The sequence below is a fragment of the Enterobacter sp. ECC_219_Taxon_10 genome, from assembly GCF_058354905.1.
Genome location: NZ_CM178005.1, coordinates 4,455,034 through 4,471,763, shown reverse-complemented (window position 1 = coordinate 4,471,763; position 16,730 = coordinate 4,455,034). Strand labels below are relative to the sequence as shown.

The window sequence follows — 16,730 nt, the reverse complement described above, 5'->3', positions numbered from 1 at the left end:
CGGGAGCCTGCATCCTGAAAATAATAATCATCGCGCCAGTGCTTAAACTTTTTTACTACAGGTGATTTATGACTTACGTAATTGTTCATGCTCTTGCACCGATTTTCGTCATCATGCTGCTGGGATTCTGGGCCGGTAAGGCAAAGATGGTCGATAACAAGAATGTTTCCCTGCTGAATATCTTCGTGATGGATTTTGCACTGCCTGCCGCGCTGTTCAGCGCCACCGTGCAAACCCCGTGGACCGGCATCGTGGCGCAGTCACCGCTGATTCTGGTGCTGACGCTGGCGATGTGGATTACCTATGCGGCCATCTACTTCCTCGCCACCAACGTCTTTAAGAAATCCCCGCAGGACGCAGCCGTGCTGACCCTGACGGTAGCCTTACCGAACTACGCAGCGCTTGGTCTGCCGATTCTGGGCAGCGTGCTGGGTGAAGGATCTTCTACGTCTCTGTCCGTCGCGGTCTCTATTGCCTGCGGCTCAGTGCTGATGACCCCGTTCTGCCTGTTGATCCTGGAGCGTGAGAAAGCGCGTGCCGAGGGGAATAATTCCGGCTCAACGCTCTCCATGCTGCCGGTACTGATGTGGCGCTCTATTAAGAAACCGATTGTGATGGGCCCGCTGCTGGGTGTAATTCTCTCCGCCATCGGCATCAAAATGCCGGAACTGGTGCTTGCGGCGATTAAACCGCTGGGGCTGTCCGCCACCGCTGCCGCACTGTTCCTGACCGGGGTAATCCTCTCTGCCCGCAAACTGCAGATCAATACCATGGTGATTACCTCGACCCTCGCTAAACTGCTGATTCAGCCTGCGATTGCCTGGGGTATTGTGCTGATCTTCGGTCTGCACGGCTCCGTGGCAATTACCGCTATCCTGATGATCGCGCTCTCCGCGGGCTTCTTCGGCGTGGTGTTCGGTAACCGTTTTGGCGTGCAGTCGCCGGATGCTGAGGCCGTGCTGCTGTTAAGCTCTGTACTGTGTATCCTGTCGCTGCCGCTGTTTATCTCGCTGACTTCAGGAATGTAATCATGACCACAACATTACGCCCGCACGACCTCATCTGGCTTACCGCGCGCGACGCGCTGGAAGGCATCACCGAATCCTGGGTGGAGGCGGCCTGGCATACTGGCCTGCCGGTAGTGGTGCGGCGTGATGTTGATAGTGAAGGCCGCATTCCCGTTGGCGTGCGCGGTCTGCGTCGCGACCAGCGTGCGGCCGGATGGGTGAAGCCGGAAAACGTGCTGCGCGTGATATCGCCTGAAGATCTGTGCGTTACCGCCGATCTGCTGCATTCGCCGTTTGTCACCCAGCCGCCGGTTCAGGTGGCGCTGCAGCTTGCTCAGCAGGCATGGCCGTGGACGTGGGGTATTACCGGCAGCACCGGCTACGCGCTGGCGACCGGCATTCCGGTTATACATGCCGACAGCGATCTTGATCTGCTGATCCGCGCGCCGCAGCCGATTTCCCCCGATGCTTTTACCGCATGGCAGTCGCAGCTGAGCCGCGCATTGTGCCGGGCGGATACGCAGGTCGATACGCCCGAAGGAGGCTTCGCGCTGGCGGAGTGGTTGCGCGACGGAAAAACGCTGCTGAAAACTCGCCGCGGACCGCGCCTGGTGGCGGATCCGTGGCGCAGGGAGGAGTGATGAAAATATTGTTTACCTTTCCGGGACAGGGCACGCAGCATGAAGGGATGCTGCAAAACCTGCCGGGAGCGGAGCTGGAACAGGCGCGAGAGGTACTTGGCGCCGAAGCGGATACGCTGGACGGCGCAGACGCGTTAACCCATACCCGCGCGGTTCAGCTTTCGCTGCTGATTGCCGGTGTGGCCTGGGGGCGCGAGCTGGAGCGCCGTGGCGTGACGCCGGATATCGTCAGCGGGCTGTCCATCGGCGCTTATCCGGCGGCGGTTATCGCAGGCGCGCTGGACTTTTCGGACGCGCTGAAGCTGGTGGCGCTGCGCGGTGATCTGATGGAGCAGGCTTACCCGCACGGCTACGGCCTGACGGCAATCATGGGCTTAACCCTGCCGCAGGTGGAAACGCTGATTGAAGGCACCGGAACCTACATTGCCAACCTGAACGCTGAAACGCAGATCGTGATTGCCGGAAGCGATGACGGGATGGCGCAGGTGGCGGCACGCGCGCTGGCAAAAGGGGCGAGCAAGGCCAGACGGCTGGCGGTAAGCGTGCCGTCCCACTGTGAACTGCTGGCGGAACCGGCACAAAAGCTGGCGTCGGCGTTTGAGTCCGTCACGCTGGCTCGTCCACGCTGCGCCTACCTGAGCGGCAGTACCGGCCGCGTGCTCTGGCAGCCGGAAAAAATCGCTGACGATCTGGCGATGAACATGGCACGAACCGTGCGCTGGCAGGAGGCGGTGATTTCCGCTAACGAACGTGAAGCCCGACTGGCGATTGAAATGCCGCCCGGCGGCGTACTGACCTGCCTGACGCGGCAGGCTGCGTGGGAAGGAGAGACCATTTCGCTGGAGCGCAGCGGGGTGGACGTGGCGGTGCATCTGGCGAAGCGACTTCGTGCGTGAGTTTTTAGCCCGGTAAGGCGCAGCCGCCACCGGGCAATATATCAGACACTTTCCTGCAAGCTGCGCGCATACATCCGCCCCTCGGCGGCCAATGCCCGCAGGCTCGGATCATGCTCACGGTTGCGGGCAAAGACAATCGCGATCAGCTGCTGCATCTGGTACGGCTCCGCCAGCTTGAGGAGCTGCACGGAATTCTCGTACACCTTCTTCATCCTGCCCGGCATCAGCGTAAAACCAACGCCAGCCTGCACCAGGCTCAGCATCGAGAAAATGTCATTCACCCGGGTAACAATCTCCGGTTCGAACCCGGCGATATGAAACGCTTCCTGAAACCCTGCATACGTGGCGAACCCTTCTGCAAGAGCGACAAATTTCTGGTCTTTGTAATCACGCAGATCCGCGGGGCCGCGGGTATTCAGCGTGGCGGAAGCCGGTGCAGCAAGGAAGATGTCGTCATGGAATAGCGGCAGCACTTCGAGGCTGTTACGGTCGATGTCGCTTTCGGAAATGGAGATAAGAATCGCGTCCAGCGAGCCTTCGTCCAGCATGTGCAGCAGGGTGTCGTTGGAGCCCATCGTCAGATCCATTTCGAGATCGGGACGGCGCAGCTTCATACCCATGATAAGACGCGGCACGGTTTCCAGCGTCAGCGAGTAGAGCGTGCCCACGCGCAGCCGCCCCTGACCAACACCGGCAATTTTGCGGGACTCTTCCAGCCCGCGCTCCATCACCTGCATCACCTCCTGACAATACTCCAGCAGCGTCCAGGCGGAGGGGAGCGCAATCAGGTTACGCCCCTTATGGGTAAAGAGGGGGCAGCGCACGTTCTCTTCCAGGGTGTGCAGCGCGCGGTGTACGCTGACGCCGCTCAGGCCCAGCGTTTCGGCGGTCCGCGCGATGTTCCCCTTCTCCATGAAGGTCATGAAGATGCTGAGCTTACGGAATGTAATGTCGCACGTGGTATCGAAACGCATAACCCTCCCGATGGTTTAATCTGCCTGCAGCATCGCTTCCAGCTGTTCCTGCGCGTCCAGCCACGCCATCTCGCACGCTTCGAGGCTCGATTTAGTCTTCGCCTGCGTTTGCAGGCAGTCCGTCAGTTCAGCTTTTCGGCTCTGGTCATACAGACCGCTGTCGCCGAGCTTCTCTTCAACGGTGGCAAGCGTGGCGTTGAGCTTTTCCATCTCTTTTTCGAGACGGGCAATCTCTTTACGCAGCGGCTGGGTCTGGGTGCGCAGCTCCGCTTCGCGGCGCTTCTGGTCTTTACGCGACTGCGCGCTGTTGGCGTTGTCTTTGGCTGACTCTTCCGGCTGGTTTTCCTGCTTCTGCACGTCCGTCAGCCACTGCTGGTAGTCTTCCAGATCGCCGTCGAACGGTTCGACTTTGCCGCCGTGTACCAGATAAAGATCGTCCGTGGTGGAGCGGATCAGGTGACGGTCGTGTGAAACCACAACCAGCGCGCCTTCGAACTCGATCAGCGCTTCGGTCAGGGCCTGGCGCATGTCGAGATCCAGGTGGTTGGTCGGTTCATCGAGCAGCAGCAGGTTGGGCCGCTGCCAGACGATCAGCGCCAGCACCAGACGGGCTTTTTCGCCGCCGGAGAAACGCTCGGTGTTTTCGGTCACCTTATCGCCCTGGAAACCGAAGCCGCCGAGGTAATCGCGCAGCTTCTGCTCCATCTCCTGCGGCGCCAGACGCGCGAGGTGCTGAATCGGGGATTCATCCGCGCGTAAAAATTCCAGCTGATGCTGGGCGAAGTAGCCCAGCTTGATGCCCTTCGCCAGCCCGATTTCACCGCTGACAGGGTTAAGCTCGCCGGCCAGCAGTTTGATGAGCGTTGATTTACCTGCGCCATTACGCCCCAGCAGGCCAATGCGCGAACCCGGCACCAGGTTGAGCTTGATGGAGTCGAGGATGGTGCGCTCCCCATAGCCCGCGCTGACCTTTTCCATCTTCAGCAGCGGATTAGGCAGGCTTTCCGGCGCGCGGAAGCTGAAGTGGAACGGGTTATCCACGTGTGCCGGGGCAATCATTTCCATGCGTTCCAGCATCTTGATGCGGCTCTGGGCCTGCTTGGCTTTTGAGGCTTTGGCCTTGAAGCGATCCACAAAGCTCTGCAGATGCGCCACGCGCTGCTGCTGGCTTTCATACATTGACTGCTGCTGGGCAAGGCGCGTCGCGCGCTGGCGCTCAAAGGAGCTGTAGTTGCCGGTGTACTCGAACATCGTTTGCTGTTCGATATGAATGATTTTATCCACCACCGGGTCGAGGAAGTCGCGGTCGTGGGAGATGAGAATCAGAGTGCCCTGATAGCTCTTAAGCCACTTCTCCAGCCAAATAACCGCATCGAGATCGAGGTGGTTAGTGGGTTCATCGAGTAGCAGCAGGTCAGAGCGGCAGATCAGCGCCTGCGCCAGGTTGAGGCGCATGCGCCAGCCGCCGGAGAAATCGCTGACCGGACGTTCAAGCTGTTCGTTGCTGAAGCCCAGTCCGTGCAGCAGGCTGGAGGCGCGGGAGCGAATTGTCCATGCGTCAATGGCGTCCAGCTTGCCGTGAACGGTAGCGATGGCGTGACCGTCGTTGCGCTCGTTCGCGGCGTTGAGTTCCGCTTCGAGCTTACGGTATTCACGGTCGCCGTCGATAACATAGTCGAGCGCCGGTTCGCTCAGGGCGGGCGTCTCCTGGTTCACCCAGGCGAGCTGCCAGTTTCCCGGATAAGTAAAGCTTCCGCCATCTGCGCTAATCTCGTTTTTCAGCAGCGCCAGCAGGGTGGATTTACCGCAGCCGTTTTTGCCGACCAGACCCACTTTCTGGCCCGGGTTGATGGTAGCAGTGGCGTTATCCAGCAGGACGCGCACGCCGCGACGAATTTGTAACGAGGAGAAAACAATCATAGAAGCGCCGTATGTTCCGACTATGTTAATTTGTCATTATGATAATGTAAGGTGTGGGCCGTTTTCCGCACCGGGCCGCCATGGTAGCCCAAAACAACGACGATACACAAAAACAGAAACAAGACCGGGAGGGGAATGATGTCTCAGACAGCAAAAGTGCTGCTGCTGTATGCCCATCCGGAATCTCAGGACTCGGTGGCAAACCGGGTGCTGCTTAAGCCGGCCACACAGCTCAGTAACGTAACGGTGCACGATCTCTACGCGCACTATCCTGATTTCTTTATTGATATTCCTTACGAGCAGGAACTGCTGCGTCAGCATGACGTGATTGTGTTCCAGCATCCGCTTTATACCTATAGCTGCCCGGCGCTGCTGAAAGAGTGGCTGGATCGCGTGCTGAGCCGGGGTTTTTCCAGCGGGGTGGGGGGCAACCAACTGGCGGGAAAGTACTGGCGCAGTGTGATCACCACCGGTGAACCCGAAAGCGCTTACCGTCACGACGGGCTGAACCGCTATCCGATGAGCGATATCCTGCGGCCTTTCGAGCTGACTGCGGCCATGTGCCGCATGCACTGGATGAGTCCGATTATTGTCTACTGGGCACGGCGTCAGGATCCGAAAGAACTGGCAAGCCACGCCAGAGCCTACGGCGAATGGCTGGCATCACCGATTCCGGCAGGAGGTCGTTAATGGAAGGATCGAATTTGCTCCTCGCCGGGGTGCTGTTTTTATTTGCGGCCGTTGTCGCGGTGCCGCTTGCCGCTCGTATCGGCATTGGGGCGGTGCTGGGGTATTTGCTCGCAGGGATCGCCATTGGCCCCTGGGGACTGGGTTTCATCAGCGACGTGGATGAAATTCTCCATTTCTCGGAGCTCGGCGTGGTGTTCCTGATGTTCATCATCGGCCTCGAACTGAACCCCTCGAAGCTGTGGCAGCTTCGACGCTCTATCTTTGGCGTGGGCGCCGCGCAGGTGCTTTTCAGCGCCGCGATTCTGGCTGGCTTGCTCATGTTGACCCATTTTTCCTGGCAGGCGGCGGTCATCGGCGGGATAGGCCTTGCCATGTCGTCGACGGCGATGGCGCTGCAGCTGATGCGCGACAAGGGTATGAACCGCAATGAAGCCGGACAGTTGGGCTTTTCGGTCCTGCTGTTTCAGGATTTAGCGGTGATCCCGGCGCTGGCGCTGGTGCCGCTGCTGGCGGGCTCGGGCGACGATCACTTCGACTGGGCAAAAATTTCCATGAAGGTGCTGGCCTTCGCGGGCATGCTGATTGGTGGACGTTTCCTGTTACGTCCGGTGTTCCGCTTTATTGCTGCCTCGGGCGTGCGCGAGGTATTTACCGCGGCGACGCTGCTGCTGGTGCTCGGCTCGGCGCTGTTTATGGACGCGCTGGGGCTGTCGATGGCGCTCGGGACCTTTATCGCCGGGGTGCTGCTGGCGGAGAGCGAATATCGTCACGAACTGGAAATTGCCATCGATCCCTTTAAAGGACTGCTGTTAGGCCTGTTCTTTATTTCTGTGGGAATGGCGCTCAATCTTGGCGTGCTCTATACCCATCTGCTGTGGGTCATTGTTAGCGTCGCCATTCTGGTGGCGGTGAAGACGCTGGTACTGTACGTCATGGCGCGTATCTACGGGCTGCGCAGTTCAGAACGCATGCAGTTTGCCAGCGTGTTGAGTCAGGGAGGCGAGTTCGCGTTCGTGCTGTTTTCTACCGCCTCCTCACAGAAGCTGTTTAAAGACGACCAGATGGCGCTGCTGCTGGTAACGGTGACGCTGTCGATGATGACCACGCCGCTGCTGATAAAGATGGTGGATAAACTCCTGTCGCGGCGCCTGAATCCGGCAGACGATGAAGATGAAGCGCCGTGGGTGGAAGACGATAAGCCGCAGGTTATTGTCGTGGGCTTTGGCCGCTTCGGGCAGGTGATTGGCCGCCTGTTGATGGCGAACAAAATGCGCATTACGGTGCTGGAGCGCGATATCAGCGCGGTTAACCTGATGCGTAAATATGGCTACAAAGTCTATTACGGCGATGCGACCCAACTTGAGCTTCTGCGCTCGGCCGGGGCGGAAGCCGCAGAGTCTATCGTCATCACCTGCAACGATCCGGAAGATACGATGAAGCTGGTGGAGCTGTGTCAGCAGCACTTCCCGCACCTGCATATTCTGGCGCGTGCCCGGGGACGTGTTGAAGCTCACGAATTGTTGCAGGCGGGTGTGAAACACTTCTCACGCGAGACGTTCTCCAGTGCGCTGGAGCTGGGGCGCAAGGCGTTAATTTCCCTGGGGATGCATCCTCACCAGGCGCAGCGCGCCCAGATGCATTTCCGCCGGCTGGATATGAGAATGCTGCGTGAGCTGATGCCGGTACATACCGATACGGCGCAGATCTCACGCGTGCGGGAAGCGCGTCGCGAGCTGGAGGAGATCTTCCAGAGAGAGATGCAGCAGGAACGACGCCAGCTCGACGGCTGGGATGAATTTGAATAAAGGGTAACGAAAGATGGCTGTACGTAAACGCTTTATCGCGGGTGCAAAGTGCCCGTCCTGCCAGGCGCAAGATACCCTGGCGATGTGGCGGGAAAATAATATTGATGTTGTTGAGTGTGTTAAGTGCGGTCACCAGATGCGTGAGGCCGACAAAGAAGCACGCGATCACGTTCGCAAAGAAGAGCAAGTGATCGGCATTTTTCATCCAGACTAGCGATATGCTCTGAGTTTTTTTAAGCTTAAGGGTACACGGGTGCAGATTTCCGCTACAATCTGCGCCAGCAATTTTCCCACGCTCAGGAGATATCATGAAAGTAGCAAAAGACCTGGTGGTCAGCCTGGCCTATCAGGTACGTACAGAAGACGGTGTGTTGGTTGATGAGTCTCCGGTGAGTGCGCCGCTGGACTACCTGCATGGTCACGGTTCCCTGATTTCCGGCCTGGAAACTGCGCTGGAAGGTCATGAAGTTGGCGACAAATTTGACGTTGCTGTAGGCGCGAACGACGCTTACGGTCAGTATGACGACAATCTGGTCCAGCGCGTTCCTAAAGACGTGTTCATGGGCGTTGACGAGCTGCAGGTTGGCATGCGCTTCCTGGCTGAAACTGACCAGGGTCCGGTTCCTGTTGAAATCACTGAAGTTGAAGACGACCACGTTGTGGTTGACGGCAACCACATGCTAGCTGGCCAGAACCTGAAGTTCAACGTAGAAGTTGTTGCGATCCGTGAAGCGACCGAAGAAGAGCTGGCTCATGGCCACGTTCACGGTGCGCACGGTCACGACCACGATCACGATCACGGCCACGACGGCTGCTGCGGTGGTCACGGCCACGACCATGGTCATGACCATGGTAAAGGTGGTTGCGGTAACGGCGGCTGCGGTTGCCACTAATTCCGTCATGCGGAAAATAAAAAAGCGGGATAATCCCGCTTTTTTTACGCCTCAATAATGAGGTGGTGGCGTCTCTTCTGACTGCGAGGCAATGTTTGACGGCTGCGTCGCCTTCAGCTTTTCCGTCAGCAGGCGCATATGATCCCGCAGTTTCGCCATTTCAAGTTCGTGCGCGGTCACGGTCTGGTTAAGCTCTTCGATGGTGATGTCCTGAAAAGCCAGGCGGCTTTCCAGCTCAGCCATTCTCGCTTCTATCGTTGTATCCTTCATCATTCACCTCGTTTATATCTGATATGCCATATTGGCCCAGCGGCGGCGCAGTTTAACTGAGTTTATCCTTAAGTACAGTCTCTATACCGTTGGCAAGAAACTTATTTAAACAAAAATAGTCTGAAAAGTGGCGAGAATTGGAAGTGTCTGTCTGTAGATTTCTTCCGCAACGTTTTATAGTACGTCACTCATTTACGTTTAACGCTGGGGTGAGAGTCCCCAGGCCCTGGAGATATGGATGAAATCACTGTTTAAAGTAACGCTGCTGGCGACGACGATGGCTGTTGCACTGAACGCGCCGCTGTCATTCGCTGCTGATACTGCTGCGAAGCCTGCTGCCACTGCAGACAGCAAAGCGGCGTTCAAAAATGACGACCAGAAATCCGCCTACGCACTGGGCGCATCTTTGGGCCGTTACATGGAAAACTCTCTGAAAGAACAAGAGAAACTGGGCATCAAACTGGATAAAACCCAGCTGATCGCGGGTGTTCAGGACGCCTTTGCTGATAAGAGCAAGCTCTCTGACCAGGAAATCGAACAGACCCTGCAGGCGTTCGAAGCGCGCGTGAAGGGTGCCGCTCAGACCAAGATGGAAGCGGACGCTAAAGACAACGAAGCGAAAGGCAAAGCCTACCGCGATACCTTTGCTAAAGAGAAGGGTGTGAAAACCTCTTCTACTGGCCTGGTGTATAAAGTTGAGAAAGAAGGTACCGGTGATGCGCCTAAAGACAGCGACACCGTTGTGGTGAACTACAAAGGTACGCTGATCGACGGTAAAGAGTTCGACAACTCTTACACTCGTGGTGAGCCTCTTTCCTTCCGTCTTGACGGTGTGATCCCTGGCTGGACTGAAGGCCTGAAAAACATCAAAAAAGGCGGCAAAATCAAGCTGGTTATCCCACCGGATCTGGCCTATGGCAAAACTGGCGTTCCGGGTATCCCGGCTAACTCCACTCTGGTCTTCGACGTAGAGCTGCTGGACATCAAACCAGCGCCGAAAGCGGATGCGAAACCGGAAGCGCAGGCAGATCAGAAAGCTGCGACAGACGCGAAGAAGTAATGTGATGCAAACCGCCGCCTTTTAAGGCGGCGGTTTTTTATTGTGGGGCAGATATAATTAACACTGGAAAGCGTTAGGCACGCTGTATTAATTTAGTTGTCCGTGTAGATAATGAGCCTGCCCTGAAAACCTAACGACAGGCTCCTGAAAAGGAGTGTTTTTTTCATGTCCAGGTCGCTTTTAACCAACGAAACCAGTGAACTTGATTTGCTGGATCAACGTCCTTTTGACCAGACCGACTTCGATATTCTGAAATCCTATGAAGCGGTAGTGGACGGGTTAGCGATGCTCATTGGTTCCCACTGCGAAATCGTATTGCACTCCCTGCAAGATCTGAAGTGTTCCGCCATCCGCATTGCTAATGGTGAGCATACCGGCCGTAAAATTGGTTCGCCAATTACCGACCTTGCATTGCGTATGTTGCATGACATGACCGGCGCGGACAGCAGCGTCTCAAAATGTTATTTCACCCGCGCCAAAAGCGGCGTGCTGATGAAATCAGAAACCATCGCGATTCGAAATCGCGAGCATCGTGTGATTGGGCTGCTGTGCATCAACATGAACCTTGATGTGCCTTTCTCCCAGATCATGAGCACCTTTATTCCGCCAGAAACGCCAGACGTCGGCTCTTCTGTTAACTTTGCCTCCTCCGTTGAAGATCTTGTGACGCAGACGCTTGAGTTCACCATTGAAGAGGTCAATGCCGACCGCAACGTATCGAACAACGCCAAGAATCGCCAGATCGTTCTCAATCTCTACGAGAAAGGGATTTTTGATATTAAAGATGCCATCAACCAGGTGGCCGATCGTCTGAACATCTCAAAGCATACGGTTTACCTCTACATCCGTCAGTTCAAAAGCGGCGATTTCGTGGGGCAAGATAAGTAATGCGTTTTGCGTTAATGGTAACGGGCCCCGCGTATGGGACTCAGCAGGCCAGCAGCGCGCTGCAGTTTGCGCATGCGCTGCTGGCGGCCGGACACCAACTGGCGAGCGTCTTCTTCTATCGGGAAGGGGTGTATAACGCGAACCAATTTACGTCACCGGCGAGTGACGAGTTTGACCTGGTCCGCGCCTGGCAGGCGTTAAATGAAAAGCAGGGCGTAGAGCTGCATATCTGCGTAGCGGCGGCGCTGCGTCGCGGCGTGACGGATACAGCCGAAGCCGAACGCCTGGGGTTATCGGGCGCTAACCTGCAGCCTGGTTTTTCATTGAGTGGTCTGGGCGCATTGGCCCAGGCGGCGTTAACCTGCGACAGAGTGGTGCAATTCTGATGAAGCGTGTGGCATTTGTTTTTACTTCTGCGCCGCACGGCAGCGCCTCTGGCCGCGAAGGACTGGATGCGCTGCTTGCGACATCGGCATTGACAGAAGATATCGGTGTCTTCTTTATGGGGGACGGCGTGCTTCAGCTTCTGGCGGGCCAACAGCCGCAGGCCATTCTGGCACGCGACTACATTTCCACCTTCAAAGTGCTGCCGCTTTACGATATTGAAACCTGCTATGTCTGTGCCGACTCCCTAACGGTACGCGGTTTAAGCGATAAGACGCCTTTTGTGCTGGATGTGACGACCTTGCCTGCCGCAGCACTGCGTGAACAGCTTTCCCACTACGACACCATTCTGACTTTCTGAGGCTTCCATGCTCCATATTCTCAGCCATTCACCATGGCAATGTGATATCGACACGTTGTTGAGCATGCTGCGCGAAGGTGACGATCTGCTGCTGATTCAGGATGGCGTGCTCGCTGCGCTTGAAGGCGGCCGTTTCGTTGAAATTCTCACGAATGCCCCCATAACTGTCTCTGCGCTGAAGGACGATCTGGATGCGCGGGGTCTTTCTGGTCAAATTTCAGCCAAAATTGACGTGGTTGGCTATACTGATTTCGTCAATCTTACTGTGACGCACGCCAGTCAAATGAACTGGTGATTTGAGATCGCTGTATATTTCTTGACACCTTTTCGACGTAGCCCTAAAATTTCGCGTCCTCATATTGTATGAGGTCGTTTTATTACGTGTTTACGAAGCAAAAGCTAAAACCAGGAGCTATTTAATGGCAACAGTTAACCAGCTGGTACGCAAACCACGTGCACGCAAAGTTGCAAAAAGCAACGTGCCTGCGCTGGAAGCCTGCCCGCAGAAACGTGGCGTATGTACTCGTGTATATACCACCACTCCTAAAAAACCAAACTCCGCACTGCGTAAAGTATGCCGTGTGCGTTTGACTAACGGTTTCGAAGTGACTTCCTACATCGGTGGTGAAGGTCACAACCTGCAGGAGCACTCCGTGATCCTGATCCGTGGCGGTCGTGTTAAAGACCTTCCGGGTGTTCGTTACCACACCGTTCGTGGTGCGCTGGACTGCTCAGGTGTTAAAGACCGTAAGCAGGCTCGCTCCAAGTACGGCGTGAAGCGTCCTAAGGCTTAATGGTTCTCCGTTAAGTAAGGCCAAACTGATTTATCTTAATGTCAAACTAAACTCGTAGAGTTTTGGACAATCCTGAATTAACAACGGAGTATTCCCATGCCACGTCGTCGCGTCATTGGTCAGCGTAAAATTCTTCCAGATCCGAAGTTCGGATCAGAACTGCTGGCAAAATTTGTAAATATCCTGATGGTAGATGGTAAAAAATCTACTGCAGAAGCAATCGTATACAGCGCGCTGGAGACCCTGGCTCAGCGTTCTGGTAAAAATGAACTGGAAGCTTTCGAAGTCGCTCTCGACAACGTTCGCCCAACTGTAGAAGTTAAGTCCCGCCGCGTTGGTGGTTCTACTTATCAGGTTCCAGTTGAAGTTCGTCCGGTTCGTCGTAATGCCCTGGCAATGCGTTGGATCGTTGAAGCTGCTCGTAAACGCGGTGATAAATCCATGGCTCTGCGTCTGGCGAACGAACTTTCTGATGCTGCAGAAAACAAAGGTACTGCAGTTAAGAAACGTGAAGACGTTCACCGTATGGCAGAAGCCAACAAGGCGTTCGCACACTACCGTTGGTAATCCCTTCGGAGTATTAGTCACCAGGCGGGCGCTTCAGAGAAGCCGCCCGCTCTGGGTAACTTAACTGAACGCCTAAAGAAACAAACGAGGAATCAAATGGCTCGTACAACACCCATCGCACGCTACCGCAACATCGGTATCAGTGCGCACATCGACGCCGGTAAGACCACTACTACCGAACGTATTCTGTTCTACACCGGTGTAAACCATAAAATCGGTGAAGTTCATGACGGCGCAGCCACCATGGACTGGATGGAACAGGAGCAGGAGCGTGGTATTACCATCACCTCCGCAGCGACTACTGCATTCTGGTCAGGTATGGCTAAGCAGTACGAACCGCATCGCGTAAACATCATCGACACCCCGGGCCACGTTGACTTCACCATCGAAGTAGAACGTTCCATGCGTGTTCTTGACGGCGCGGTAATGGTTTATTGCGCAGTTGGTGGTGTTCAGCCACAGTCTGAAACCGTATGGCGTCAGGCGAACAAATATAAAGTTCCACGCATCGCGTTCGTTAACAAAATGGACCGTATGGGTGCTAACTTCCTGAAAGTTGTTGGCCAGATCAAAACCCGTCTGGGCGCGAACCCTGTTCCGCTGCAGCTGGCAATTGGTGCTGAAGAAGGCTTCACCGGCGTTATCGACCTGGTGAAAATGAAAGCCATCAACTGGAACGATGCAGACCAGGGCGTTACCTTCGAATACGAAGATATCCCGGCTGAGATGCAGGACCTGGCTGACGAATGGCACCAGAACCTGATCGAATCCGCTGCTGAAGCTTCTGAAGAGCTGATGGAGAAATACCTGGGTGGTGAAGAACTGTCTGAAGAAGAGATCAAAAAAGCTCTGCGTCAGCGCGTTCTGAACAACGAAATCATCCTGGTAACCTGTGGTTCTGCGTTCAAGAACAAAGGTGTTCAGGCGATGCTGGATGCGGTAGTTGACTACCTGCCATCCCCGGTTGACGTTCCTGCGATCAACGGCATCCTGGACGACGGTAAAGATACTCCGGCTGAGCGTCACGCAAGTGATGACGAGCCGTTCTCTGCACTGGCGTTCAAAATTGCTACCGACCCATTCGTGGGTAACCTGACCTTCTTCCGCGTTTACTCTGGTGTGGTTAACTCCGGTGACACCATCCTGAACTCCGTGAAAGCGGCGCGTGAACGTTTTGGCCGTATCGTACAGATGCACGCTAACAAACGTGAAGAGATCAAAGAAGTTCGTGCGGGCGACATCGCTGCAGCTATCGGTCTGAAAGACGTGACCACTGGTGACACCCTGTGTGACCCGGATCACCCGATCATTCTGGAGCGTATGGAATTCCCTGAGCCGGTAATCTCCATCGCAGTTGAACCAAAAACCAAAGCTGACCAGGAAAAAATGGGTCTGGCTCTGGGCCGTCTGGCGAAAGAAGACCCATCATTCCGCGTATGGACTGATGAAGAATCTAACCAGACCATCATCGCTGGTATGGGTGAACTGCACCTGGACATCATCGTTGACCGTATGAAGCGTGAATTCAACGTTGAAGCGAACGTGGGTAAACCTCAGGTTGCTTACCGCGAAGCGATTCGCGCGAAAGTTACCGATATTGAAGGTAAACACGCTAAGCAGTCTGGTGGTCGCGGTCAGTACGGTCACGTTGTGATCGACATGTACCCACTGGAGCCGGGCTCTAACCCGAAAGGTTACGAGTTCATCAACGACATCAAAGGTGGTGTAATTCCTGGCGAATACATCCCAGCCGTTGATAAAGGCATCCAGGAACAGCTGAAAGCGGGCCCTCTGGCTGGCTATCCGGTTGTTGACATGGGTATCCGTCTGCACTTCGGTTCTTACCACGACGTTGACTCCTCTGAACTGGCGTTTAAACTGGCTGCGTCTATTGCCTTTAAAGAAGGCTTTAAGAAAGCAAAACCAGTTCTGCTTGAGCCAATCATGAAGGTTGAAGTAGAAACTCCTGAAGAGAACACCGGTGACGTTATCGGTGACTTGAGCCGTCGTCGCGGTATGCTGCGTGGTCAGGAATCCGAAGTAACTGGCGTTAAGATCCACGCTGAAGTTCCGCTGTCCGAAATGTTCGGATATGCAACTCAGCTGCGTTCTCTGACCAAAGGTCGTGCATCATACACCATGGAATTCCTGAAGTATGATGATGCGCCTAACAACGTTGCTCAGGCCGTTATTGAAGCCCGTGGTAAGTAATCCACAGGATTAAAACCTAAGTCCCGTGCTCTCTCCAGAGGGGAGAGCACTATAGTAAGGAATATAGCCGTGTCTAAAGAAAAATTTGAACGTACAAAACCGCACGTCAACGTTGGTACTATCGGCCACGTTGACCATGGTAAAACTACCCTGACCGCTGCAATCACTACCGTTCTGGCTAAAACCTACGGTGGTTCTGCTCGTGCATTCGACCAGATCGATAACGCGCCAGAAGAAAAAGCTCGTGGTATCACCATCAACACTTCTCACGTTGAATACGACACCCCGACTCGCCACTACGCACACGTAGACTGCCCAGGCCACGCCGACTATGTTAAAAACATGATCACCGGTGCTGCGCAGATGGACGGCGCGATCCTGGTTGTTGCTGCGACTGACGGCCCAATGCCTCAGACCCGTGAGCACATCCTGCTGGGTCGTCAGGTAGGCGTTCCTTTCATCATCGTGTTCCTGAACAAATGCGACATGGTTGATGACGAAGAGCTGCTGGAACTGGTAGAGATGGAAGTTCGTGAACTGCTGTCTCAGTACGATTTCCCAGGCGACGACACCCCAATCGTTCGTGGTTCCGCGCTGAAAGCGCTGGAAGGCGAAGCAGAGTGGGAAGCGAAAATCATCGAACTGGCTGGCTTCCTGGATTCTTACATCCCAGAACCAGAGCGTGCGATTGACAAGCCATTCCTGCTGCCAATCGAAGACGTATTCTCCATCTCCGGTCGTGGTACCGTTGTTACCGGTCGTGTAGAGCGCGGTATCATCAAAGTTGGTGAAGAAGTTGAAATCGTTGGTATCAAAGAGACTGCGAAGTCTACCTGTACTGGCGTTGAAATGTTCCGCAAACTGCTGGACGAAGGCCGTGCCGGTGAGAACGTTGGTGTTCTGCTGCGTGGTATCAAGCGTGAAGAAATCGAACGTGGTCAGGTTCTGGCGAAGCCAGGCTCAATCAAGCCACACACCAAGTTCGAATCTGAAGTGTACATCCTGTCCAAAGACGAAGGCGGCCGTCATACTCCGTTCTTCAAAGGCTACCGTCCACAGTTCTACTTCCGTACAACTGACGTGACCGGTACCATCGAACTGCCAGAAGGCGTAGAGATGGTAATGCCAGGCGACAACATCAAGATGGTTGTGACTCTGATCCACCCAATCGCGATGGACGACGGTCTGCGTTTCGCAATCCGTGAAGGCGGCCGTACCGTTGGCGCGGGCGTTGTTGCTAAAGTTCTGGGCTAATTAATTATCCCTGAATAAAAAAAGGACGCTTCGGCGTCCTTTTTTGTTTTCTACCGTAAAGTCACTGTCATAAAAATTCGCATTATTTGTCCGCTCCCGCCCCGTATTCCGGCGC

The 16,730-nt window shown here is 55.2% G+C and carries 19 protein-coding genes; 16 read left to right on the top strand and 3 right to left on the bottom strand.

Annotated features, from left to right (window positions below; all coding sequences use genetic code 11):
• Positions 1-68 precede the first annotated feature (68 nt).
• Genes AC4ICF_RS21385 through mdcH form a run of 3 tightly spaced genes read left to right on the top strand, consistent with a single transcriptional unit; the run spans position 69 to position 2,544 of the window.
• Positions 69-1,028: an AEC family transporter gene (locus tag AC4ICF_RS21385; RefSeq protein WP_316380259.1), complete on the top strand. Its 960-nt coding sequence runs from the start codon at positions 69-71 to the stop codon at positions 1,026-1,028.
• Between the two features lie 2 nt (positions 1,029-1,030).
• Entirely contained in the window at positions 1,031-1,648 is a 618-nt protein-coding gene (locus AC4ICF_RS21380) for a malonate decarboxylase holo-ACP synthase (protein ID WP_316380260.1), read from the top strand.
• Positions 1,648-2,544, top strand: coding sequence for a malonate decarboxylase subunit epsilon (gene mdcH, locus AC4ICF_RS21375; RefSeq protein ID WP_316380261.1), 897 nt, complete (start codon positions 1,648-1,650; stop codon positions 2,542-2,544). Before AC4ICF_RS21380 ends, mdcH begins: the two co-directional genes overlap by 1 nt.
• A 41-nt stretch (positions 2,545-2,585) precedes the next feature.
• Here the strand turns inward: mdcH and AC4ICF_RS21370 are convergent, their stop codons facing one another.
• Together AC4ICF_RS21370 and AC4ICF_RS21365 are read right to left on the bottom strand one after the other, a co-directional pair.
• Positions 2,586-3,518 carry a LysR family transcriptional regulator gene (locus tag AC4ICF_RS21370; RefSeq protein ID WP_163330664.1) on the bottom strand — a complete coding sequence of 311 codons (933 nt, stop codon included), beginning with the start codon at positions 3,516-3,518 and terminating at the stop codon, positions 2,586-2,588.
• 15 nt (positions 3,519-3,533) lie between these two features.
• On the bottom strand, positions 3,534-5,438 hold the full coding sequence (locus tag AC4ICF_RS21365; RefSeq protein WP_116342641.1) for an ABC transporter ATP-binding protein: 1,905 nt from the start codon (positions 5,436-5,438) through the stop codon (positions 3,534-3,536).
• Between the two features lie 138 nt (positions 5,439-5,576).
• Here AC4ICF_RS21365 and kefG point away from each other — a divergent pair, with 138 nt between their 5' ends.
• The 4 genes from kefG to slyD all read left to right on the top strand — a co-directional run bounded on the left by kefG (position 5,577) and on the right by slyD (position 8,826).
• Complete coding sequence (kefG, locus tag AC4ICF_RS21360) at positions 5,577-6,128, top strand: glutathione-regulated potassium-efflux system ancillary protein KefG (RefSeq protein ID WP_014885493.1); 552 nt, start codon at positions 5,577-5,579, stop codon at positions 6,126-6,128.
• Entirely contained in the window at positions 6,128-7,933 is a 1,806-nt protein-coding gene (gene kefB / locus AC4ICF_RS21355) for a glutathione-regulated potassium-efflux system protein KefB (protein WP_316380262.1), read from the top strand. Before kefG ends, kefB begins: the two co-directional genes overlap by 1 nt.
• Positions 7,934-7,946: 13 nt before the next feature.
• Positions 7,947-8,147 carry a YheV family putative zinc ribbon protein gene (locus tag AC4ICF_RS21350; RefSeq protein WP_013099038.1) on the top strand — a complete coding sequence of 67 codons (201 nt, stop codon included), beginning with the start codon at positions 7,947-7,949 and terminating at the stop codon, positions 8,145-8,147.
• Positions 8,148-8,241: 94 nt separating this feature from the next.
• The gene (gene slyD / locus AC4ICF_RS21345; RefSeq protein ID WP_023331458.1) at positions 8,242-8,826 is read left to right on the top strand and encodes a peptidylprolyl isomerase; all 585 of its coding nucleotides are present in this window, start codon (positions 8,242-8,244) and stop codon (positions 8,824-8,826) included.
• Between the two features lie 51 nt (positions 8,827-8,877).
• Here slyD and AC4ICF_RS21340 read toward each other — a convergent pair whose 3' ends face one another.
• Positions 8,878-9,096, bottom strand: coding sequence for a protein SlyX (locus tag AC4ICF_RS21340; RefSeq protein ID WP_008503009.1), 219 nt, complete (start codon positions 9,094-9,096; stop codon positions 8,878-8,880).
• A gap of 238 nt (positions 9,097-9,334) precedes the next feature.
• On the opposite strand from AC4ICF_RS21340, the gene fkpA reads away from it, so the two are divergent.
• The 9 genes from fkpA (at position 9,335) to tuf (ending at position 16,615) form a co-directional block, all read left to right on the top strand.
• On the top strand, positions 9,335-10,156 hold the full coding sequence (gene fkpA, locus AC4ICF_RS21335; protein WP_116342637.1) for an FKBP-type peptidyl-prolyl cis-trans isomerase: 822 nt from the start codon (positions 9,335-9,337) through the stop codon (positions 10,154-10,156).
• A gap of 165 nt (positions 10,157-10,321) precedes the next feature.
• The gene (locus AC4ICF_RS21330) at positions 10,322-11,044 is read left to right on the top strand and encodes a helix-turn-helix transcriptional regulator (protein WP_014885489.1); all 723 of its coding nucleotides are present in this window, start codon (positions 10,322-10,324) and stop codon (positions 11,042-11,044) included.
• Entirely contained in the window at positions 11,044-11,430 is a 387-nt protein-coding gene (gene tusD, locus AC4ICF_RS21325; RefSeq protein WP_116342635.1) for a sulfurtransferase complex subunit TusD, read from the top strand. Before AC4ICF_RS21330 ends, tusD begins: the two co-directional genes overlap by 1 nt.
• Positions 11,430-11,789, top strand: coding sequence for a sulfurtransferase complex subunit TusC (gene tusC, locus AC4ICF_RS21320; protein WP_116342633.1), 360 nt, complete (start codon positions 11,430-11,432; stop codon positions 11,787-11,789). The genes tusD and tusC overlap by 1 nt, the downstream gene beginning before the upstream one ends.
• Positions 11,790-11,796: 7 nt before the next feature.
• Complete coding sequence (tusB, locus tag AC4ICF_RS21315) at positions 11,797-12,084, top strand: sulfurtransferase complex subunit TusB (RefSeq protein WP_041911943.1); 288 nt, start codon at positions 11,797-11,799, stop codon at positions 12,082-12,084.
• A gap of 124 nt (positions 12,085-12,208) precedes the next feature.
• Positions 12,209-12,583, top strand: a complete 375-nt coding sequence (rpsL, locus tag AC4ICF_RS21310) for a 30S ribosomal protein S12 (RefSeq protein WP_000246815.1) — start codon at positions 12,209-12,211, stop codon at positions 12,581-12,583.
• Positions 12,584-12,679: 96 nt separating this feature from the next.
• Positions 12,680-13,150, top strand: a complete 471-nt coding sequence (gene rpsG, locus AC4ICF_RS21305; protein ID WP_003861706.1) for a 30S ribosomal protein S7 — start codon at positions 12,680-12,682, stop codon at positions 13,148-13,150.
• Between the two features lie 96 nt (positions 13,151-13,246).
• Entirely contained in the window at positions 13,247-15,361 is a 2,115-nt protein-coding gene (fusA, locus tag AC4ICF_RS21300; RefSeq protein ID WP_029882142.1) for an elongation factor G, read from the top strand.
• A 69-nt stretch (positions 15,362-15,430) separates the two neighbouring features.
• Positions 15,431-16,615 (top strand): elongation factor Tu, encoded by a 1,185-nt coding sequence (gene tuf / locus AC4ICF_RS21295; RefSeq protein WP_014068448.1) that lies wholly within the window; start codon positions 15,431-15,433, stop codon positions 16,613-16,615.
• Positions 16,616-16,730: the final 115 nt, after the last annotated feature.